The sequence below is a fragment of the Streptococcus sp. Marseille-Q6504 genome, from assembly GCF_965111625.1.
This window is the reverse complement of the sequence record NZ_CBCOON010000003.1, coordinates 186,037-207,620: the sequence shown is the minus strand read 5'-3', so window position 1 is coordinate 207,620 and position 21,584 is coordinate 186,037. Positions and strand designations below refer to the sequence as shown.

Annotated in this window: 17 protein-coding genes and 1 pseudogene; 4 read left to right on the top strand and 14 right to left on the bottom strand. The window is 40.8% G+C overall.

The window, feature by feature from the left end:
* Positions 1–180 precede the first annotated feature (180 nt).
* Positions 181–714 carry a hypothetical protein gene (locus ACWPUA_RS05000; RefSeq protein WP_074324530.1) on the top strand — a complete coding sequence of 178 codons (534 nt, stop codon included), beginning with the start codon at positions 181–183 and terminating at the stop codon, positions 712–714.
* Between the two features lie 60 nt (positions 715–774).
* Here the strand turns inward: ACWPUA_RS05000 and ACWPUA_RS04995 are convergent.
* From ACWPUA_RS04995 to ACWPUA_RS04955, 9 genes and pseudogenes are all read right to left on the bottom strand, one after another.
* Positions 775–1,443, bottom strand: a pseudogene (locus ACWPUA_RS04995) (hypothetical protein).
* A 164-nt stretch (positions 1,444–1,607) separates the two neighbouring features.
* A complete protein-coding gene (locus tag ACWPUA_RS04990; RefSeq protein WP_373075327.1) occupies positions 1,608–2,141 on the bottom strand; it encodes a thiol-disulfide isomerase in 534 nt (177 codons plus the stop codon).
* Between the two features lie 57 nt (positions 2,142–2,198).
* Positions 2,199–3,152 carry a hypothetical protein gene (locus ACWPUA_RS04985; protein WP_414287846.1) on the bottom strand — a complete coding sequence of 318 codons (954 nt, stop codon included), beginning with the start codon at positions 3,150–3,152 and terminating at the stop codon, positions 2,199–2,201.
* Between the two features lie 6 nt (positions 3,153–3,158).
* Complete coding sequence (locus ACWPUA_RS04980) at positions 3,159–3,353, bottom strand: hypothetical protein (RefSeq protein WP_454379573.1); 195 nt, start codon at positions 3,351–3,353, stop codon at positions 3,159–3,161.
* A 68-nt stretch (positions 3,354–3,421) separates the two neighbouring features.
* Complete coding sequence (locus tag ACWPUA_RS04975) at positions 3,422–3,985, bottom strand: ABC transporter substrate-binding protein (protein WP_454379547.1); 564 nt, start codon at positions 3,983–3,985, stop codon at positions 3,422–3,424.
* A gap of 186 nt (positions 3,986–4,171) precedes the next feature.
* The gene (queA, locus tag ACWPUA_RS04970) at positions 4,172–5,200 is read right to left on the bottom strand and encodes a tRNA preQ1(34) S-adenosylmethionine ribosyltransferase-isomerase QueA (RefSeq protein ID WP_016466264.1); all 1,029 of its coding nucleotides are present in this window, start codon (positions 5,198–5,200) and stop codon (positions 4,172–4,174) included.
* Positions 5,201–5,237: 37 nt separating this feature from the next.
* On the bottom strand, positions 5,238–6,146 hold the full coding sequence (locus ACWPUA_RS04965) for a LysR family transcriptional regulator (RefSeq protein ID WP_178894542.1): 909 nt from the start codon (positions 6,144–6,146) through the stop codon (positions 5,238–5,240).
* A gap of 141 nt (positions 6,147–6,287) precedes the next feature.
* Complete coding sequence (locus ACWPUA_RS04960) at positions 6,288–6,518, bottom strand: GlsB/YeaQ/YmgE family stress response membrane protein (protein ID WP_006149365.1); 231 nt, start codon at positions 6,516–6,518, stop codon at positions 6,288–6,290.
* Between the two features lie 9 nt (positions 6,519–6,527).
* Complete coding sequence (locus ACWPUA_RS04955) at positions 6,528–7,769, bottom strand: aminopeptidase (RefSeq protein WP_454379544.1); 1,242 nt, start codon at positions 7,767–7,769, stop codon at positions 6,528–6,530.
* Positions 7,770–8,022: 253 nt separating this feature from the next.
* Here ACWPUA_RS04955 and ACWPUA_RS04950 point away from each other — a divergent pair, with 253 nt between their 5' ends.
* A complete protein-coding gene (locus tag ACWPUA_RS04950; RefSeq protein WP_320693626.1) occupies positions 8,023–9,813 on the top strand; it encodes an NACHT domain-containing protein in 1,791 nt (596 codons plus the stop codon).
* A gap of 113 nt (positions 9,814–9,926) precedes the next feature.
* Here the strand turns inward: ACWPUA_RS04950 and ACWPUA_RS04945 are convergent, their stop codons facing one another.
* The 4 genes from ACWPUA_RS04945 to rpsL all read right to left on the bottom strand — a co-directional run bounded on the left by ACWPUA_RS04945 (position 9,927) and on the right by rpsL (position 17,740).
* Entirely contained in the window at positions 9,927–14,321 is a 4,395-nt protein-coding gene (locus ACWPUA_RS04945) for a PolC-type DNA polymerase III (RefSeq protein ID WP_454379542.1), read from the bottom strand.
* Between the two features lie 113 nt (positions 14,322–14,434).
* Complete coding sequence (gene fusA / locus ACWPUA_RS04940; RefSeq protein WP_049495285.1) at positions 14,435–16,516, bottom strand: elongation factor G; 2,082 nt, start codon at positions 16,514–16,516, stop codon at positions 14,435–14,437.
* Positions 16,517–16,836: 320 nt separating this feature from the next.
* Positions 16,837–17,307 carry a 30S ribosomal protein S7 gene (gene rpsG, locus ACWPUA_RS04935; protein ID WP_004250722.1) on the bottom strand — a complete coding sequence of 157 codons (471 nt, stop codon included), beginning with the start codon at positions 17,305–17,307 and terminating at the stop codon, positions 16,837–16,839.
* 19 nt (positions 17,308–17,326) lie between these two features.
* Positions 17,327–17,740 (bottom strand): 30S ribosomal protein S12, encoded by a 414-nt coding sequence (gene rpsL, locus ACWPUA_RS04930; protein WP_001142332.1) that lies wholly within the window; start codon positions 17,738–17,740, stop codon positions 17,327–17,329.
* Positions 17,741–18,083: 343 nt separating this feature from the next.
* Between rpsL and ACWPUA_RS04925 the strand changes: the two genes are divergently transcribed.
* The gene (locus ACWPUA_RS04925; protein WP_254724853.1) at positions 18,084–18,524 is read left to right on the top strand and encodes a LytTR family DNA-binding domain-containing protein; all 441 of its coding nucleotides are present in this window, start codon (positions 18,084–18,086) and stop codon (positions 18,522–18,524) included.
* A complete protein-coding gene (locus tag ACWPUA_RS04920; protein WP_254724854.1) occupies positions 18,521–18,979 on the top strand; it encodes a DUF3021 domain-containing protein in 459 nt (152 codons plus the stop codon). Before ACWPUA_RS04925 ends, ACWPUA_RS04920 begins: the two co-directional genes overlap by 4 nt.
* A 39-nt stretch (positions 18,980–19,018) precedes the next feature.
* On the opposite strand, the gene mutS is transcribed toward ACWPUA_RS04920, so the two are convergent.
* Entirely contained in the window at positions 19,019–21,553 is a 2,535-nt protein-coding gene (gene mutS / locus ACWPUA_RS04915; protein ID WP_454379529.1) for a DNA mismatch repair protein MutS, read from the bottom strand.
* Between the last annotated feature and the right edge of the window lie 31 nt (positions 21,554–21,584).

Below are 21,584 nucleotides of genomic sequence, written 5' to 3'. Positions count from 1 at the left end.
ATCCTAGTATACCACATTCCATATGCTAGTTCATAGGATAACTAAGGTTGGAAGATTGCTAAAAGGTTGACAGAACTTCGCTCCATAGGATATGATGGGAATACCTAGAATTTTATCTCTGCACGACCTATACGCCTTCTACTGAGCGTTGGTGAGTTCAATTCTATATTTGGAGGTTTTATGAAAATCTATTATTCAAAATTTGTCGGTGTCGGCTATCTAGTCTTTGCGGCGGGTGTATTCTTTCAATTTTTCTTTTTCCTCGCGCATGGATTGATCGACTTTTCCCAGCTTAGTCTTCTTACTGTGGTTCCAACCATCCTCTTTTTCGCTGCTATCTATTCAACGATTGCAGGCATCAAAAGACTTTCTAGTCGTAGGCTCTCCTTTGAATTCACCTTTGAAGGTATTTATGTCTATCCTGGGTTATTCTTCTCAAAAGAAATTTTCATCCCAAAAGAAGAATTGTTGCGAGCATCGTATGTTGAAGTGGATGTCAGTGACCCCGACCATGTCAACAGCAAGGCTTGCTATTTAGATTTTGACCTGAGAGAGGTGACCCAGCTAGAAGATATTTCTAAGTCAAACGTCATCATCGATACAAGTGTTCTGATATTGCGTCTCGCCCTTAGCCTCTGTCGATTTAGAGAGGAAGAAAAAGCCGAGTTGGCGACCTATCTAAAAGAAAACTACGGAATTGATTTCTTATATTAGAAAGCAATAAAAAAAAGCCCTGTTGTAGGGCTTTTTGTGTTGTTAGCGATTTAGCATATGCTACGTTCCGCTTTCATCCTGTTCTTTCTTAAATCGCACTTTTCCTTGGCTGTATAGTTTCATAATTTTCACAAAGCGAACTGGATTGTTTTGGTTGTACACTAACACGAGCGCAAAGATTACTAATCCAGCTACCCAAAATTCATAACCTAGTTCAATCTCCTGACCAAACTTTTGAGTGTAATTATAAAAAATATATAGCAAATAGATATTAGTGGCAACTATTAGAAAACGAACAATTCGGAAGATTTTAGTCGACAGCTTAGCCGGTTCAAAGTTTTCTTCCCCCACCATCAGGTTATGAGAAGCCGCATAGTAAAAAACCTTTTCTGTCGTCGGCTGGGCCTTGCGTACATTTTTATAGAGAGCTCATTCGAGTAAAGCAACCATAAACAAAAACTCAGCCAACCAAAATAATAGGATGAAGTTCAAACTGGTCCAGTTATAGACCCCGATACTCATAGCTGCAAGGAAGCCAAAGCCACCCGTTCCACCGGCCATGAAGAAAATCACCAATTCAGGAATATAAGCGTTGGTCTTCCGAGCCCCTTCAGTATTGAGTAGGACACTCTTGGGAGCAGCTAAAGCCTCTCTCGTCTTTTGGTCATAATAGACCGCTTGACCATCACATTCGCCGATAAATACACGACGGCGTCTAAGAAAAAACATCTTGACCTCTTTCTATTTCCTTTGTTATATTTACTTCTTAACTCGACTATTTCTGTACCGTTCAACTGCCTTCAGCCATCGGATCAACCAGACAATGTGTTTTCGATTTCCACGCGCAACATCTGTATTTAAGAGCTTACTTTTAGCAGTACCTATATCTATACTTAGGCATATAAGATCCGATACATATTTTCCATGAAGCCATCAATCTCTCCTCGAACAATTTTCAACAAACGATCTTCTTCGGATTGCGAGATAGAGACTCCTTCTCTTTTTCCACTGTCGTTATCCTGAGAATAGTTAGAATAAATTAAATTAAGGTCTTTATCTAACACGAAAGCTACATATGTTTGTTTTTCATTAACTTGTGTAATGAAAAATAACTGAAAATCTTTTGTATCTTTCTGAGGAGGGCTGATTTTCAAATGTACTTCTCCTTCTATTTCAAGTGGATAAATGACTCCGTCTAGACGAATGGCACCATCAGATGGAATGATGTATCCCGCTTTACGTATTTGAGATGCGTACTTTTCCGACGTCATTAAATAATGAAGAACTGCGATTCTATCCTGTTTTTCAAAAGCTGTTTTTAGAGTACTGGATTCTTGAGAATTCTTATAAGCGAGATACAAAGGAATAACTAATAAGATAAAAGATACTATTATCAACCACTTAAACTGTTTCATTTTATCTAACATTACTCTTACCACCTCTTTCTAAATAGTCAAAGAAGGCTTTCTGCTTTTTCTTTCTCTCTATCTCTTCTTTTTAATCTGATAATAAATAAAACTAATAGTGGTATCCAAAAGAATTGAATAACCAAAAGTTCTTATTGTCCATATAAGCCAAATCGGGCTATTTTCAGCATCTATATTCAATAGTTTTAAAGACACTGCTAGAGTCAAAAATAAGACAACTTCTGTAGTCAAGCGGTGCTTTGCCTTTTTAAGGTCTATGGTTTTCAAAAAGGACTGACTCTTGGTTTCCTTAGGTACTTCTTCCCAATAGGTCTTATCCTTACTTCTTAGATAAAGTAGATAACCAACTTCGACGATTAATCTTGAAAAAGCTGAAATAAACACTATATTGCTCACAATCCCAAATGTTTGCAAATAATAACCGGATAAACTAGCCAATCCTCCGCTTAACAAAGTAACTCCTAGAATAATCCAAAGGGATGGTTTACTGTAAACACTTGAAAAGGCTATATAGTTAGCAGTTGTTCGTTTATCTGAAAATCCTTTTCTTAGTTGCTTTTTTAACCAACTGGCATTATAAACAATTAACCCCATGAATAAACCAATGGAACTTAACCAATAAATCAGCGAGTAGATCAGCGAATTTTTTAGAACCTCATTCGTTAAAATAGTGAGGATATAATCCATTAAAACCAATGAAAGATGAATCCCATTGATTAGTACAAAGAGCATCGCAGTACTAAAGAGTTGATGTTTATAGATGAATGTCTTGCTGAATGACATAATCTGACAGCCCAGCATGAGCAATAGAAGGAGACATAGAAAAAGAAAAGGGACATTCGAAAAGGGATCTACTGTGAACTGCTCCTTGATAAAAAAGTATACATGAGTCAGGTCGATACTCAATACAAACAAACCAGCCCAGGCCAAACTCAACATTCTAACAGAAGCTCTCGTGGAACCCAGCGCTTGAAAATATTCCTTATTTAATTCTTCTGACTGACGGTTCATATCCCACTACTCCTCTTCTAGCTGACCGCTTTTGACCAACTTTTTGTAATAGCGTTTGCTGTACCATTCACGGTCACTAATTTCTAGGTATTCTTTGTTGTTTTTATTGGCGTGGCTAATAGCCCAATAAACAATCCCTGCTACAAAAACAAAGATTAGAAACATAAAGATGATAAAGAAAATAACAAAAGCCGTACTCATTTTATACTCCTTTTAAAATTGGTTAGAACGCAAGGACATTTCACCACCCTTACTTCTGATTGATCTTCTTAGTTACGGTAAAATTGGTTATCTTTGTCACTTACAGATTGACCGATAGACAAGACATCTTGGCTACCGTCTGTACCTGTCACTTCGTTTTGGACTCCAGCTGGGGTAAAGATCAGTCGTGCCCCTTGCCCACCACCGACAAGATGAATACCTGTTGAGTAGTAGCCATCTTTTTCCTCTACTTGCCCCATCTCGTATTTAAAGGTTCCATTTGCACTTTGGATTGTTACAATTCCATCTGCTGTGACTGTTGCAGTGGTTCCCGCGTAGTTTTCCCAAGTCCCTACAAACTTAGCGTAAGCCTCTTGTGATTTTTGCTTATCTTCCTTTTGTTCTGCTTGAGTGGTTGTAGCTTCTGCCGCACTATTTGTTTCTGACTTCTGCTCCTCTTTTTGGCCTGCTTCAGTTTTACTTGCGGACTCTGTAGTCACCTTGCTTGTTGTCTCCTTTTGGTTTGAAGATGACGTGTTCTTGTCAGTCTTTCCACCACAGGCAACCAAGGTCAAGGCAGCCAACAAGGTCAGGACTGATAGGCTCGTATAGCGCAATGTTTTGTTTTTCATAAAAATCTCCTTTGAAATAGACACAGATAAAAGTAGCTCGTCAGATTTTGCATATATTTGACGGCTGTATCGTAGTCTTCAGTGTATCATTTATTTGCTTTTAATTCAATAGCTATCATATATCGAAAAAAGGCTAATCCAAGTAGGAATTAGCCTTTTTATTTCTAGTTTTGATTTGCTCGTTTTTTAGTAGATAAACATGGCATCGCCAAAGCTAAAGAAACGGTATTTTTCATCGATAGCATGTTGGTAGGCTTTGAGGACCAATTCACGGCCTGCAAAAGCTGAGACAAGCATGACCAAGGTAGACTTCGGCAAATGGAAATTAGTAGAAAAAGCATCCACCACCTTCCAGTCATAGCCTGGCTTGATAAAGATATTAGTCCAGCCAGAGTCAGCCTGGATTTGCCCATCAAACTTGCTTCCGATGGTTTCTAACGTACGGATAGAGGTAGTCCCCACAGCAATGACACGGCCACCATTTTCTTTGACCCGACGCAAGGTCGCTGCTGCTTCCTCAGACAATTGATAAAACTCTGAGTGCATCTCATGCTCATCCAAATTATCTACTGAAACAGGTCTAAAGGTCCCAAGTCCAACGTGCAAGGTCAGGTAGACTAGATGAACGCCTTTTTGCTGGATTTCTTCTAGTAATTCTTTGGTAAAATGCAAACCTGCAGTTGGGGCAGCGGCTGATCCACTCTCCTTGGCATAGACTGTCTGGTAACGTTCACGGTCATCCAATTTTTCGTGAATATAAGGAGGTAAAGGCATTTCTCCAAGACTTTCAAGTACTTCTAAGAAAATTCCTTCATACTCAAAACGGACAATACGACCGCCATGGGTTAATTCCTCAGTCACGACTGCGCTAAGTCGACCATCACCAAAGATAACACGGGTGCCGACCTTGAGACGTTTAGCTGGTTTAGCCAGTACTTCCCATTCGTCTCCAGCTGTATTTTTCAAAAGCAAGAGTTCAACATGTCCACCTGTTTCTTCCTTTTGACCATGAAGTCGTGCTGGCAAGACGCGGGTGTCATTCATAACTAGGGCATCACCTGGCTCTAGCATCTCGATAATAGAGTGAAAGTGGCGGTCTTGAAATTCACCTGTTTTGCGATTGACCATCAAGAGTTTAGAGGCATCGCGCTTTTCCAAAGGAGTTTGAGCAATTAGCTCCTCTGGCAAGTGAAAATCAAAATCATTGGTATTCATTGGTGTCATTTTTCCTTTTCTTTTCTAATAGAATTCATTAGCTGTCAAAGCGAACTTCTTCAAGTAGGTACTCGATGAAACGTTCACCCATCTTAGACAAGCTTGTCTTTTCATGCTGGATATAAACCAGCTCAATGGGATCATCAATATCAAGTGGAATCGAGACAATATTGTCTCCATTAAGATTACTATTAAGGATACCAGTCGCGATGGTATAGCCGTCCAAACCAATCAAGAGATTGAACAAGGTCGCACGGTCACTAACCACGATGGATTTCTTGTGGTGTTCCTGTGACAAAATCTCTTCTGAGAAGTAGAAGGAATTATGGGTTCCTTGGTCATAGCTCAAGTATGGGAAGTCTTCCAGGTCGGATAACTGCACCTTATCTCTTTTAGCAAGAGGGTTGGACTTGCTGACAAAGATATGGGGTTGGGCTGTAAAGAGATGGTGGGCAACGAGATGGTTGTCATCCAACATCTTCGAAAGTACGTCCCGGTTATAGCTATTTAAAAAGAGGACTCCGACTTCACTGCGGAAGTTCTTGACGTCGTCAATGATTTCCCAGGTTCTGGTTTCACGCAAAAAAAGCTCGTACTTTTCCATATCGCTTTTCTTGAGCAAGGAAACAAAGGCATTAACTACAAAGGCATAGTGCTGCGAAGACACACTAAAAAGCTCGCGATGAGCGATTGGGTTCTTATAACGTTCTTCTAGGAGTTGCGTTTGCTCAACAACCTGACGGGCATAGGATAGAAACTCCATCCCATCACGTGTGAGGGTAATTCCCTTAGGATTTCGGATAAAAATCTCAATTCCCATCTCATTTTCTAGATCACGAACGGCATTTGATAGACTCGGTTGTGTAATGAAAAGTTGCTTGGCAGCCTCATTCATCGAACCAGTCTCTACGATTTTAATAATATAGTGTAATTGTTGAATTCTCATGTTTTTATTGTACCATACTTGAGGCAATATAAAAAGGAACAGTCACTGAAAGCCAAGTTAGCCGCATATCAGTCTTATTGCAGCTCATAAAAAAGAGGTTGGAAGATTTCCAACCTCTTTTTCTGTTCTAGCAAGTTAAAACTAGCTGTCTTTTCTCCAAAAGATGGCTAATAAAATCATGGCGCCTAAAACTGATGGGATAATAGCCGTATCAGCTAAGATAGGACCCCAAGTTCCAAAAAGCATTTGACCCAGGAAAGCACCAATCCAACCCAAGAACATTTTTCCGAAGCATCCCATCCGTTCTCCACGATTGGTGATAGCTCCTGCTAATAGTCCGATCAAAAGACCGACAAACATACTTCCAATCATAGTTTCTCCTTAAATTGCCCAATCTCCATTGCGGAAGAGTGGTACGCGTGTTCCATCCTCACGGATACCATCGATATCCATTTGGTTGGAACCAATCATAAAGTCAACGTGAACATCTGAACGATTAAGTCCTGCAGCTTCCAGTTCTTCTTCGCTCATCTCTGCTCCACCAACAACGCTCGTTGCATAGGTTGCACCAATAGCCAAGTGGTTAGAAGCATTTTCATCGAAAAGGGTGTTAAAGAAGGTAATACCTGACTGTGAAATTGGGCTTGGATCTGGTACCAAGGCACATTCACCCAAGGCACGCGCACCAGCATTCTTAAAGACGAGGTCCTTCATAACCTGGTCACCCTTTTCAGCTGTGATATCAACGATTTGACCATTTTCAAAGGTCACCTTGATGCCTTCGATAATATTTCCATTGTAGCTAAGAGGTTTTGTAGACGTTACATAACCATCTGCGCGACGGAAATCAGGGGCTGTAAAGACTTCTTCTGTTGGCATATTTGGCAAGAAACCTTCGCCTTGAGCATTGATAGCTCCGGCAGATTCCCACACATGGTTCTTAGGCAAGCCAAGTGTCAAGTCTGTTCCAGGAGCAGTGTAGTGAAGAGCTGAGAATTGCTCTTTGTTGAGCATTTCCGCCTTGCTCTTCAAGATAGCTGCATGTTCTTCCCAAGCCTTAACTGGATCTTCTTCATAGATACGGCAAGTCTTGAAGATTTGGTCCCAAAGGAGGTCCACTGCTTCTTCATCGCTCGCCGCATTTGGAAAGACCTTCTTAGCCCACTCGAGTCCAGCTGCAGCAGCAACTGTCCAGCTAACCTTGTTAGATTGAGTTGCGATACGCATCGGCTTCATGGCGATTCCCATCGCTTTTGCAGAAGCAGAAAGTTTTTCAGCGTCCACTCCGTTCAAGGCACCTGGGTCAGAAGAACGGACACCGAGACGACTTGCTTTGTTTTCAAGGAGGTAGTTCATCTCAGCAATCTTGTATTCAGGCACATTGCCCAAACGCTCCATCGGCGCGTGAAGGAATTTCTCACGGTTTACAAAGTCGTCAGCCCATTGAACGATAACTTCGTGGGCTCCAAGTGCATAGGCTTCTTTGACGATTAAGTGAGCTAACTCACGTTGCTCCACATCGATAGAGAGAGCCAAAGTATGACCAGGTTGCACGTTCACTCCGTTTGCAACCAAGAGCTTAGCATATTTTTCTAGATTTTCTTTAAAATTTGGTAAAACCATTTTGTTTTCTCTTTTCTATTTTTATTTCAAATCTTTGAGCATATTTGTCTTACTCAAAATTCTTCCCTTACTAGTATATCACATATGATGTAAATTTAAAAACAAGCTTGGTAAAGCTCATTTTTAATTACATATTCAAGAATTGAAAATGCAATATACAACTATATTGACGTTCTTCTTATAATTATATTGACATAAGAAAGATGGGGTGATATTCTATAGATATACACTAAAAAATACATAGGAGCAAAAAATGATGGACGAAAACTTTAACAATGACTTAGCAAGTAAATTTATGAATGCCATTTTTGATGAGTATCTCTCACCTCTAATTTCAAAAATAGCTAATAAACTAAAAATTACCTATAATGAGGTAAAAATTGATCTAGAAATTCCATTCCAAGCTTATTTGACAAAATCTTATGATAAATACAGTAGAATTAAAACGATTATCTACGGAATTGAGCCCAAAAGACTGTATGATTTTTTTGAAGTTCCTTTTTTAGAAAAAGGTTCCGAACTCATCAAGCCCACAAAAACAAGAGTACTAACTGATATCTCAAAATTTTTAATCATTGAAGGTTCTGGTGGAATTGGTAAATCCACTCTCATGAAACACCTTTTTCTAAGTGAATTAGAATTAAAAGACTATATTCCTATTTTTATTGAATTAAAAGATTTCAACGAAGAGGAGCATTTAGATCTTGAAAAATTACTGTTAAAAAAACTAAATCAATTTCACAATAAATTTCAAGAAGAATATTTAGATTATGCACTTCAATCTGGATGCTTTTTATTCCTATTGGATGGCTATGATGAATTGTATAGCGAAAACCAAAAAGAATTTTTCAAGAAGTTAAATGATTTTTGTGACAAATATCCTGAAAACCATTATATCCTTTCGTCCAGACCTTATAGCGAATCCGAATTCATTGAATTTCAACGTTTCACAGTTTTAAAAGCTGTTCCTTTTAATAAAGAACAAGCCATTAGTCTTATTACTAAAATTGAATATCCCGATGAAGAACTCAAAAATAAATTTATTCGTGATCTAGAGAGTGGTTTATATGATAGACATGAATCCTTTGCTTCAAATCCTCTGTTACTAAATATTATGCTCTCCACTTACAATGACTATGCAGAAATTCCGCAAAAATTACACCTATTCTACTATCAAGCCTTTGATACCATGTTATCAAAGCACGATGCTACGAAAAGTTATCGACGAAAAATGTTATCAGATTTAAGTTCAGATACTTTTAAAGAGTGTTTTGCAATCTTCTGTCTTCTGACATACCAAAAAGCAAAAACAGAGTTTACCTTCCCAGAGATTGAAGAAATTTTTAAAAAATTTCCTCCTCGAATTAAAAACGTACTCAATATAGGCAGTTTTATCCACGATTTAGAAAACTGTCTGTGTGTACTATACAAAGAAGGAAACAGATACAAGTTCTCCCATCGTTCTTTCCAAGAATATTTTGTTGCTTACTTTCTAAATATACAAACGGATAGTAAGATGCGTGACTATAGTTTTCGTTTAATAGAATCAGGAAAATTTAGGGCCAGTGCAGATTCTGTATTTTTTATGTTAGAGGATATGAATACCCTACGCTTCAATAGCAACATATTGATTCCATTATTAGATAAATTTGAAGAATCTAAATCTGATGAAGAAGACTTATTTGAATATTACATTCTCAATTTTCCCGTAAAAATTGAAATTTCTCCTAGTCCTAGCGACTCATCTCTTGGATTAGGATTCATACACACCCAAGATAACTTTCAGAGTTTTATTTATTATTTTTTTGACAATACTATTAATTATACATCCTACCGTACAATAGATAATAATCCCCTAATATCATTTTGCAAAGATAACCATTTAATTGAACAACCTATCGGACCAGAAGATATCATTGAAAATGAAGAATTATTTGACTTATTTAAAAAATCTTGGGTAGGCCAAAAAATACTTTCTCTCACTCATTACAAGCAGAAACTGATAGAAGACCTAAAAAAAGAGGATATAGTCTTAGAGGATTAGTAATATAGCCGTTATATATTTATGTTCACAATAAAAAATAACAGGATTGTCTAATGTCCTGTTATTTTTTTAATTATCAAACATCTCTGTAAGATTGGGGATAATCTGCCCTATTAAAACAAATCATCAAACAAGCTCAACTGGTTATCCTCTGGCATATTGCCGAGAATTCCCATTTCATCCATTTTTTCAACCAAGGTTGAGGAAAGTCCTCCACGCTTGCGGAGTTCAGTTTTAGAGAGAAATTCTCCCTCTTGACGGGCACGAACCAGTTGCTTGGCAACGTTCTCTCCCAGTCCATCCATAGCAACAAATGGTGGGATGAGGGTGTCTCCATCAATGATAAATTCGGTCGCATCACTGCGATAGAGGTCCAATTTGCCGAACTTAAAGCCACGTTCCCACATCTCATTGACGATTTCAAGTGTTGTGTAAAGGTCAATTTCTACATTAGAAGCTTCATTGTTCTTGCGTTTTTCAGCAATTTCTTGCATCTTGCGTTTAATAGCATCCAAGCCTGCCCCCATAGTTTTGATATCAAAGGCCTTGGCACGGATGGAGAAGTAAGCACAATAATAATAAATCGGATGGTGAACCTTGAAGTAGGCCACGCGAAGGGCCATCATAACGTAGGCTGCCGCATGGGCTTTAGGGAACATGTACTTGATTTTTCCACAAGATTCGATATACCACTCAGGCACATTATTAGCCTTCATGGCTTCGATATAACCATTGCGCTCTTCTTCTGAGATTTTAAGCCACAATCCCTTACGCACTCGCTCCATGATGGTAAAGGCCATCTTTGGATCTAGACCTGCGTGCATGAGGTAAACCATGATGTCATCCCGACATCCGATAACGGTTGATAGGTCTGCAATTCCAGTCTTAATTAAATCCTGGGCATTTCCCAACCATACGTCTGTCCCGTGAGACAAACCAGAAAGCTGAAGCAACTCTGCAAAGGTCGTCGGATGGGTTTCATCCACCATGCCTCGAACAAAGTTAGTTCCAAACTCTGGAATTCCAAGCATACCAGTTGAAGTCCCGATTTGTTCAGGTGTCACTCCAAGGATATCTGTACCTGAGAAAAGGTCCATGACACCAGGATCATCCATAGGAATATCATTTGGATCAATGCCTGACAAGTCCTGGAGCTTGCGAATCATGGTCGGATCATCATGACCAAGGACATCGAGCTTAAGGACGTTCTCATCGATATCGTGGAAGTTAAAGTGAGTGGTCTGCCATTCAGCAGTGACATCATCTGCAGGATACTGTACTGGAGTAAAGTCATAGACATCCATATAGTTAGGGATAACAACGATTCCTCCTGGGTGCTGACCGGTCGTCCGTTTAACACCAGCAGCTCCTTGGGCTAGGCGCTCTACTTCAGCTTCTCGGTAGAATTTGCCATAGTCACGCTCGTAACCCTTGACAAATCCATAGGCTGTTTTGGCAGCCACCGTACCAACCGTTCCTGCACGGAAGGCATATTCCTCACCAAAGATATCACGGACATCCAAGTGGGCGCTTGGCTGGTCCTCACCTGAGAAGTTCAAATCGATATCGGGTACCTTATCTCCATCAAAACCAAGGAAGGTCTCGAAAGGAATATCCTGGCCATTTTTGCTGAGCTTGTGACCGCAATTTGGACAGTCCTTATTTGGCATATCAAAACCTGAACCGTAAGAACCATCTGTGATAAACTCACTGTATTTACACTGCCCACAGACATAGTGAGGAGAGAGAGGATTGACCTCGGTGATCCCAATCATGGTCGCAACGAAACTAGAGCCAACAGACCCACGGGAACCAACCAAGTAGCCTCGTTCATTAGAACGATGCACTAGCATCTGTGAAGCCAGATAAATCACGGCAAATCCATTCCCCAAGATAGAGGTAAGTTCCTTTTCAATTCGTAAATCAACGATATCTGGGAGTGGATTGCCATAGATTTCAAAAGCTTTTTTATAGGTCAACTCGGCGACCGTTTCCTCGGCTTGGTCAATGAAAGGTGTATACAAGTCGCCTTTAACGACCTCAACAGGCTCAAAGATTTCTGCCAAGGCATTGGTATTTTCAATGACAATCTTACGAGCCAAGTCTTCCCCTAGAAAGGCAAATTCATCCAACATTTCATTGGTCGTTCTAAAATGTGCCTTTGGTAGCGGAGCTGGTTGGGCAGCTTCTCCATGACCGATCGTTCGGTTAATCATGGCTCCCTGACCTAGACTACGGACGATGATTTCTCGATAAATTTCATCTTCAGGTTCGATATAGTGGACATTTCCTGTCGCAAGAACTGGCTTACCGAGACGGTCTCCGACCTCTATCAAGCTCTTGATAATGGTCTGAAGCTCCTCCATGTCCTTAACTTGCTCTTTGGCAATCAGAGGTGCATAGATAGCTGGTGGCATGACCTCGATAAAATCATAGTATTTAGCTACTTCGACTGCCGCATCTACACCTTGTGATACGACTGCATCAAAGACTTCCCCTTCCGTACAGGCTGAACCTAAGATCAAACCTTCTCGATGGGCATCTAGTACCGTACGTGGAATCCGTGGAACTCCTTCAAAATACTGGGTATTAGAGAGGGAAACCAGCTTAAAGATATTTTTCAAGCCTACTTGATTTTTCACATAGATGGTCGCATGCTTGACACGAGCTTTCTTATAAGAATCTGGACTGATTAAATCAAGATTTAATCGTGCCAAGTTAGTAACACCGTGTTTTTCTGCTACTTCTTTGATAAAGATAAAGAGCAGACGGCCAGTTGCTTCCGCATCATAGTTGGCCATATGGTGGTGTTCTAGAGCTACACCAAAACGTTTGGTCAAGGCTCCCAAACCATGTCGCTTGTACTCTGGATAGAGATTTCTAGCGAACTCTAGCGTATCGATGACAGGTTGAGTAATTTTTGGAAGACCATGACGCTCATAGTTGGCATTCATAAAACCAACGTCAAAGCTTGCATTATGGGCTACAAGAACGGTATCCTTACAAAATTCCTGAAACTCTTTTAAAACTTGAACCAAGGGTTTAGCATTTTTCACATGGTCATCGGTAATCCCTGTCAATTCGGTTGTAAAGGCTGATAAGGGGTGCCCAGGATTGATAAATTCATCAAACTCAGCAATGATATTGCCCTTATACATCTTGGAAGCCGCCACCTGAATCAAATCATTATAGATAGCTGATAGACCAGTCGTTTCCACGTCAAAGACTACATAGGTCGCTTCAGAAAGATCCATCTCCACTTCGTTGTAGACGATAGGAACACGGTCTTCTACGATATTGGCTTCCATTCCATAAATGAGCTGAATACCAGCTTTCTTGGCTGCCTTATAACCGTGAGGGAAAGACTGAACATTGCCGTGGTCTGTGATTGCTACTGCTTTATGACCCCATTTGGCTGCTGTTCCAACGATTTCTTCGACCTCAGGAAGAGCATCCATAGTCGACATATTGGTATGGGCATGAAACTCAACACGACGCTCGCCTTCTGGCATCAAGTCCTTACGCTCATAGTGAACAACTTCCTGCACATCTTGCACATTCATGGTCAAATCTCGTGTGAAATTATTGACCTCGACATTTCCACGAACACGGAGCCATGAATTTTTCTTAATGATGTCAAACTTCTGAGCTTCTTCTTCGTTTCGGACCCATTTTTGCATGGAGAAACTAGACGTATAGTCCGTCATCTTAAAATTAATCAAGACACGACCCGTTCTAGTCACTTTATGCTCCACATCAAAGACAACCCCTTCAAAAACCAGTCGATTTTCTTCGGTATTGACCTCAATCATTGGAGTTACCTCTGCCTTGTCGAGTTTAGGCTTAGCAGCTGCCTTCTTGGCTTGGAAATCAAAGACAGGTTTATCCTCAACTGGAGGAGGCGGTGCCATCTGTTCTAACTGTTCCATAGCTCGAAGGGTCTCATCATTGGCAGCCTGAACAATCATTTGATTCTCTGTATGGAAGATTTCTTGTTCTTCCTTGGTCAGGTCCTCATTTTTTTCCAATCGGAAGGTTAGTTTAGGAAAACCAAATTCTTCCAACTGTTTGACAAGATTAGGCAGGTGATTTTTCCTGAAATGCTCTGTATCTGCTGCTTCAGAAGCCTCAATAATCAATTGATCATCTTCAAATCGAACCTGAAAATCCTGATACATGGTTCGAAAGCCTTGACTAGAACAAGGGCCAGCTGAAAAAGCCTCCCGATAGTATGCCTGTAAAAGCTCTCTTGAAAAATCTTGATCTTTCGTTTTAATCTCGAAAGTCGCTTGATTTCCTGTTTTTGAAAATTCTTCTTTCAATCCCTTCTTCAATGCTAAAAAGAGTTCAAAGGGCAGAATATTCTCAAAGACAAAACGAAACTCCCAAATGTTACTTTGCTTGTGTACAATAACTTGTTCAATTTCAGCCTGGGAGAAGGCCTCATGATTTCTTATCTCAGCGGGGATACCCAACTGATTCATTAAAATTTCAAAAGTGGTTGACATCCATTTTCCTCACAATATACTCCTTCTATTTTACCATATTTGAAGCAATTTTAGCTATTTCTACCAAACAGAAAAAGAAGCCACAAAGTGACTTCTTTTAAAGTGACGGTGAATTATTCTTCACCTTTGTTTTTCTTAATGATTTCTTCTTGTACTGACTTAGGTACATCTTCGTAGTGGTCGAATACCATCATGAATGTACCACGTCCTTGTGATGCAGAACGAAGAACTGTTGCATAACCGAACATTTCAGCAAGTGGAACGTAAGCACGAACGATTTGGCTGTTACCGTGTGCTTCCATACCATCTACACGTCCGCGACGAGCAGTTACGTGACCCATAACATCACCAAGGTTTTCTTCTGGAACAGTGATTGTTACAAGCATCATTGGCTCAAGGATAGCTGGTTGTGCAGTCTTAGCAGCTTCTTTAAGTGCAAGAGATGCAGCAATCTTGAAGGCAGTTTCAGATGAGTCGACATCGTGGTATGAACCATCGTAAAGCTTAGCTTTAACGTCAACCATTGGGTAACCAGCAAGAACACCGTTAGCCATAGATTCTACCAAACCTTTTTCAACCGCTGGGATAAATTCACGAGGAACCACACCACCGACGATTGCGTTTTCGAATTCGAATCCTTTTCCTTCTTCGTTTGGAGTAAATTCAATCCATACATCACCGAATTGACCTTTACCACCAGACTGACGTTTGAAGAATCCACGTGCTTGAGTAGAAGCGCGGAATGTTTCACGGTAAGATACTTGAGGAGCACCTACGTTCGCTTCAACTTTGAACTCACGACGCATACGGTCAACAAGGACGTCAAGGTGAAGCTCACCCATACCAGAGATAACTGTTTCACCAGTTTCAACGTTTGTTTCAACGCGGAATGTTGGATCTTCTTCAGCCAATTTTTGAAGGGCGATACCCATCTTGTCTTGGTCTGCTTTGGATTTAGGCTCAACCATCAATTGGATAACTGGTTCTGGAACGTTGATTGACTCAAGGATGATTTTAGCTTTTTCATCTGTCAATGAGTCACCAGTTGTAGTGTCTTTCAAACCAACGGCAGCAGCGATATCACCTGAGTAAACAGTGTCGATTTCTTGACGGCTGTTAGCGTGCATTTGAAGGATACGTCCGATACGTTCACGTTTACCTTTAGAAGTATTCAATACGTAAGAACCTGATTGAAGAACACCTGAGTAAACACGGAAGAATGTCAAACGACCTACGAATGGGTCAGTCATGATCTTGAAGGCAAGAGCTGCAAATGGCTCTTCATCAGATGCTGGACGAGTTTCTTCTTCATCTGTATCTGGGTTGATACCTTTGATCGCAGGGATATCAAGTGGGCTTGGAAGGTAGTCGATAACCGCATCAAGCATCAATTGAACACCCTTGTTCTTGAAGGCAGAACCACAAAGTACTGGGTAGAATTCAACGTTGATAGTCGCTTTACGGATACCAGCTTTCAATTCCTCGTTAGTGATTTCTTCACCTTCGAGGTATTTCATCATCAATTCTTCGTCAGTTTCAGCAACTGCTTCAACCAATTTTTCACGGTATTCTTGAGCTTGTTCAAGGTATTCAGCTGGAATATCTTCTTCAAGGATATCTGTACCAAGGTCGTTAGTATAGATTTCAGCTTTCATCTTGATTAAGTCGATGATTCCACGGAAGTCATCTTCAGCACCGATTGGCAATTGAATTGGGTGTGCATTTGCTTGAAGACGATCGTGAAGTGTGCTTACTGAGTAAAGGAAGTCAGCACCGATTTTGTCCATTTTGTTGGCAAATACGATACGTGGAACTCCGTACTCAGTTGCTTGACGCCAAACTGTTTCAGTTTGAGGCTCAACACCTGATTGTGAGTCAAGAACTGTAACCGCACCGTCCAATACACGAAGAGAACGTTGTACTTCGATTGTGAAGTCCACGTGTCCTGGTGTGTCGATGATGTTTACGCGGTGGTTGTTCCATTGAGCTGTTGTCGCAGCAGATGTGATAGTGATACCACGTTCTTGCTCTTGCTCCATCCAGTCCATTTGAGACGCACCTTCGTGAGTTTCACCGATTTTGTGGATTTTACCAGTGTAGTAAAGAATACGCTCAGTTGTAGTTGTTTTACCAGCATCGACGTGGGCCATGATACCGATATTACGAGTTTTTTCAAGTGAAAATTCGCGTGCCATGAGGTTTGTTTCTCCTATATTTTTTATTTCTATTCTATTATAACACGATTTCAATAAAAACGGATAGGCAGGACCCACCCGTTCTCAATGTTTATCTTGTTTAGTTGGTTTCAACTCGTGAGATGGGAAGTTGAATTGTACTCGGGCTATAGTTAGTTAGCCGATATTAGCTCAATTGAACCCGGGCTAAAAGCTCAAGTTAACTGATTTGAACCCGAGCGAGGCCCGGTGCAAAAAAGATAAACTGCTTTGTGTTCACGGAACACTGCATCAGTTTCCTATTTTTGCCTTGGGCCTTTGCCGCTCTTGGTATCATTTTCTTACCAACGGAAGTGTGCGAAGGCACGGTTAGCTTCAGCCATACGGTGAGTGTCTTCACGTTTCTTAACTGCTGCACCAGTGTTGTTAGCAGCATCCAAGATTTCTTTTGCAAGACGGTCTTGCATTGTGTGTTCACCACGAAGGCGAGCAATTGTTACCAACCAACGAAGTCCAAGTGTTGTACGACGTTCTGGACGAACTTCAACTGGGACTTGGTAGTTTGATCCACCAACACGACGTGCACGTACTTCAAGTACAGGCATGATGTTTTCCATAGCTGTTTCAAATACTTCAAGTGCATCGTTACCAGTAGCTTCTTTGATTTGCTCAAAAGCACCGTAAACGATTGAAGCAGCTGTACCACGTTTACCGTCAAGCATAACGCGGTTGATAAGACGAGTAACTAATTGTGAATTGTAAAGCGGATCTGGCAATACTTCACGTTTTGGAGCTCTATTTTTACGACTCATTTCTCTTTATCCCCTTTCCTTATGCTTTTGGACGTTTAGTACCGTATTTAGAACGGCCTTGTTTACGATCGTTAACACCTGCAGTATCAAGTGCACCACGGACGATATGGTAACGTACCCCTGGAAGGTCTTTTACACGTCCACCACGAAGAAGCACCACGCTGTGCTCTTGCAAGTTGTGTCCGATACCTGGGATGTAAGCAGTAACTTCGATAAGGTTGCTCAAACGTACACGAGCAAATTTACGAAGGGCAGAGTTAGGTTTTTTAGGTGTCATAGTTCCAACACGAGTTGCTACACCACGTTTTTGTGGTGAAGAAACGTTTGTTTGAACTTTTTTATGACTGTTGTAACCAACGTTCAAAGCTGGTGATTTAGATTTTTCTACTTTTGATTTACGCGGTTTGCGAACCAATTGGTTAATTGTAGGCATCTACATTCTCCTGTGTTTTTTTTATTTTTGGTGATGATACACTTGGTGACAGCTATCATCTGTGTGTACTTTTGCAACATTTGTCAGCACGTCCCTGTACACTCTTGAGAGACCAAAAGTAAAAAGTACCGTCTAACATTGTACCACGTTTTTTCTATTTTTGTCAATATATTTCTTCTTATTTTTTGACTTATTTGCTCTAAAATCTCTTTGAAAACGGTCACCTACCAGATAGACTCTTCAACCGACCACATAGACAGAGCTTCTTGTATTTGTCGACAAAATGGTGTTTAATAGATTTGTAAGTAAGAGATCTCTATTACAACTTTATAAAGGAGAAATTATGAAACTCAGACTTGATATTGATCAGCAATACACCGAAGAGCAAATCATCATAGAGGCACCGACCTTGTCCCCTAGAGTTCAAAAGGTTCAGGACTTTGTACAATCCCTGGATCAAAAAGAAACCATCAAAGGAAAATTCCAAGACCAGGTCTACTTGATTCAGATTAGCAAGATTCAGCGTGTATACATTGAAAATCGTAAGGTTCTGGCCGAGACGGATAGCCAAACCTATGCACTTGACATTCGTCTCTACCAAGCAAGTGAAATTCTACCTGCTTCCTTTATCCAAATTTCCCAATCGGAAATTGTCAACATTGATGCAATTAGTCATCTAAAACTAACCTCTAACGGCTTGATTGAAATTTATCTTAAAAACGAAAGTTTCACCTACTCATCTCGCCGTTACCTCAAAACTATTAAGGAGAAATTAGAACTATGAAAAAACAAGTATTTCACGATGCCACAACTGGTATCCTCATCGGCCTCATCCTATCTATTATCTTTTCTTTTATCCACTCACCAAGTAACTACGCACCTCTCAGCCCCAACTCTTTAATTGGGCAATTCATGACCCAACATCAGGTGCATGGATCACTCGTCTTACTTTACTGTCTGCTTATCTGGTCAGCTATTGGAGTCCTCTTTAGTTTTGGTAGCCGTCTATTCGCTCAAGATTGGAGCCTTCTTCGTGCGACTGTCACTCACTTCTTCCTTATGTTGCTAGGTTTTGTACCTCTAGCAATCCTAGCAGGCTGGTTCCCTCTTCACTGGACTTTCATCCTTCAACTCATCCCAGAGTTTGCAATCGTCTACCTCATCATCTGGGTTGTTCTCTATAAGAGAGAATCAAAGAAGGTTGCCCACATCAACCAACTATTAGCTCAGAAAAAATAAGACCTAAAAACCCACTCACAAAACGGAGTGGGTTTTTGCTTATAATTTTTGTTTTAGCTCTAATAAGAGATTCATGGCTTGCATCGGTGTCATATTGTACACATCTACTTGGGCCAACTCTGCTAGGATAGGATTTTCTTCTTTTTCATCAAAGAGAGACATTTGCTCATTGACAACATTCCTTTGATTGATAGAAATTGGATTTTCCTGGCCTTGGCTCTCTAGTTGAGTTAGAATCGCATCCGCTCTTTTTAGCAAGTCTGCTGGCAATCCTGCAATCTTAGCAACGTGAATACCGTATGATTTATCAGCTGGACCTGGTTCAATCTTATGAAGGAAAGTAACCTGGCCATTTTGCTCAAGCGTAGCCACGTGTACATTTACTAGATGTTCAAGACTAGCTTCCAGACTGGTTAATTCATGGTAGTGCGTGGCAAAGAGAGTCTTGGCACCAATATGCTCATGGATATACTCGATAATAGACTGGGCTAGAGCCATACCATCATAAGTTGCGGTTCCTCGACCAAGCTCATCAAAAAGAATCAATGAATCCTTTGTCGCATGACTAATGGCATTATTAGCTTCCATCATCTCTACCATAAAGGTAGATTGACCTGAAACCAAGTCATCTGCCGCACCGATACGTGTAAAAATCGCATCAAAAATTGGCAAACGAGCACTTTCTGCAGGGACATAGGAACCCATCTGAGCCATAACCGCTGTAATGGCTAGTTGACGCATGTAGGTTGACTTCCCGCTCATGTTCGGACCTGTAATTAGTTGAATGCTAGTATCTTCATCCATCTGGATACTATTGGGAATATAGGTCTGAGCTCCCATGACCTTTTCAACAACTGCGTGACGACCATTCTGGATAGCAATCCGCGACTCTTGCCCAAACTCTGGTCGAATCAGGTGCTGTTTTTCTGCAACTACTGCCAAGCCTTGCAAGACATCGATAGTAGCGATTCCTTGAGCCAGAGCCTGTAGACGTTGGATATACTTGCCAACCTCCTCACGAATACGCATAAAGATTTCGTATTCTAGATTTGCTGATTTCTCACGCGCCTCTAACATTTCTCCCTCGATACGCGCCAATTCCTCTGTCCCAAATCGCTCAGAGTTTTTCAGCGTAGCCTTGCGGAAAAAGTGAGCTGGTACGTTACCTAGCTGCGAGTTGGTTACATGGAAATAGTAGCCGTCTTTTTTATTGTAGTCAATCTTGAGAGTATTGATGCCAGAGTTTTCTCTTTCCTTGGCCTCAATCTCAGCAATCCAGCTGGTCCCTTCTCTCAGCACACGACGGTATTTGTCCAAGGTCTCATCAAAGCCCGTTCGGATAATACCACCTTCGGTAATCACGTGAGGTGCCTCAGGGGCAATGGCTGCACTAATGAGATTCTCCAACTCTGGGATAGCATCCAGTTGTTCAATTAGATAAGCTAGAGCTGGTTGCTCCATTCCCTCCAATATTGCGCGTATTCGTGGAACACTAGCTAAGGTAGTCGCTAATTGCAAAAGATCTTTAGGATTGCTTTTTCCAAAAGATACTCGGCTAGCCAGACGTTCGATATCGTAGACTCCCTTGAGGCTTTCTGTTAAATCACTGCGCTCAAAGAAATAATCCAGAAAGACTTGCACAACCTCCTGTCGTTCAAGGATGCGGTCCTTATCAATCAAAGGACGTTGAATCCAAGAACGTAGAAGACGCATCCCCATTGCAGTTTTAGTCTCATCTAGCAACCAGAACAGACTCCCTTGTTTCTTACCTGAGCGAGCATTTTCAACCAAATCAAGACTAGCCTTGGTCGCAAAATCCATCTGCAAGAAATCTTTGATTTCATAACGAATAACAGGTTTTAAGTGATTCAACTCTCTCATCTGCGTCCGATGAACATACTGGAGAAGTTTTCCACTAGCTGCTCCTTCAACAGTTGCCAATCTTGAATCCAATAGATGAACGTCTTCATATATTTCTTGTTCATAGGAAAGCACTAGATTCATTTGACGACTGAGAATCTGCTCTTCCGCTTCAGACAAGTCGTAACCAATCACCACTTCTCTGGCCTTTAGGTTACGGATTTCACCACAGACTAGGGAGAAATCGGATAATCCCGTTACATAGAAATCACCTGTCACTAGGTCCATATAGGCTAGTCCATACTGGGAACCTTCACGATCAATAGCCACTAAAAAGTTATTGTGACTATCTGGCTTACTACTATCAACCACTGTCCCTGGTGTAATGACCTGAACAACCTCGCGCTTAACGACACCAACAGCTTGCTTAGGGTCTTCCATCTGTTCAGCGATGGCAACCTTGTAGCCACGCTCAACGAGGACATCTATATACTGTTGGGCAGAGTGATAAGGAACACCAGCCATAGGAATAGGATTTTCAGCATTTTTATTGCGACTGGTTAGTGAGATTTCTAGTATCTGTGCAGCATTGACTGCGTCTTCATAAAACAACTCATAAAAATCACCCATACGAAAAAGCAAAAAAGCATCTGGATATTGTTTTTTGATATCCACATACTGTTGCATCCCAGGTGATAATTTTTCAGTAGTCATTTACTCTCTCCTTGTAAAAACAGTCCTGAGA

Excerpts from the sequence above, each read along its gene's own strand:
- ACWPUA_RS05000 (WP_074324530.1), top strand. The coding sequence starts at position 181 with ATGAAAATCTATTATTCAAAATTTGTCGGTGTCGGCTATCTAGTCTTT.
- ACWPUA_RS04990 (WP_373075327.1), bottom strand. The coding sequence starts at position 2,141 with ATGTTAGATAAAATGAAACAGTTTAAGTGGTTGATAATAGTATCTTTT.
- ACWPUA_RS04985 (WP_414287846.1), bottom strand. The coding sequence starts at position 3,152 with ATGAACCGTCAGTCAGAAGAATTAAATAAGGAATATTTTCAAGCGCTG.
- ACWPUA_RS04980 (WP_454379573.1), bottom strand. The coding sequence starts at position 3,353 with ATGAGTACGGCTTTTGTTATTTTCTTTATCATCTTTATGTTTCTAATC.
- ACWPUA_RS04975 (WP_454379547.1), bottom strand. The coding sequence starts at position 3,985 with ATGAAAAACAAAACATTGCGCTATACGAGCCTATCAGTCCTGACCTTG.
- queA (WP_016466264.1), bottom strand. The coding sequence starts at position 5,200 with ATGAATACCAATGATTTTGATTTTCACTTGCCAGAGGAGCTAATTGCT.
- ACWPUA_RS04965 (WP_178894542.1), bottom strand. The coding sequence starts at position 6,146 with ATGAGAATTCAACAATTACACTATATTATTAAAATCGTAGAGACTGGT.
- ACWPUA_RS04960 (WP_006149365.1), bottom strand. The coding sequence starts at position 6,518 with ATGATTGGAAGTATGTTTGTCGGTCTTTTGATCGGACTATTAGCAGGA.
- ACWPUA_RS04955 (WP_454379544.1), bottom strand. The coding sequence starts at position 7,769 with ATGGTTTTACCAAATTTTAAAGAAAATCTAGAAAAATATGCTAAGCTC.
- ACWPUA_RS04950 (WP_320693626.1), top strand. The coding sequence starts at position 8,023 with ATGATGGACGAAAACTTTAACAATGACTTAGCAAGTAAATTTATGAAT.
- ACWPUA_RS04945 (WP_454379542.1), bottom strand. The coding sequence starts at position 14,321 with ATGTCAACCACTTTTGAAATTTTAATGAATCAGTTGGGTATCCCCGCT.
- fusA (WP_049495285.1), bottom strand. The coding sequence starts at position 16,516 with ATGGCACGCGAATTTTCACTTGAAAAAACTCGTAATATCGGTATCATG.
- rpsG (WP_004250722.1), bottom strand. The coding sequence starts at position 17,307 with ATGAGTCGTAAAAATAGAGCTCCAAAACGTGAAGTATTGCCAGATCCG.
- rpsL (WP_001142332.1), bottom strand. The coding sequence starts at position 17,740 with ATGCCTACAATTAACCAATTGGTTCGCAAACCGCGTAAATCAAAAGTA.
- ACWPUA_RS04925 (WP_254724853.1), top strand. The coding sequence starts at position 18,084 with ATGAAACTCAGACTTGATATTGATCAGCAATACACCGAAGAGCAAATC.
- ACWPUA_RS04920 (WP_254724854.1), top strand. The coding sequence starts at position 18,521 with ATGAAAAAACAAGTATTTCACGATGCCACAACTGGTATCCTCATCGGC.
- mutS (WP_454379529.1), bottom strand. The coding sequence starts at position 21,553 with ATGACTACTGAAAAATTATCACCTGGGATGCAACAGTATGTGGATATC.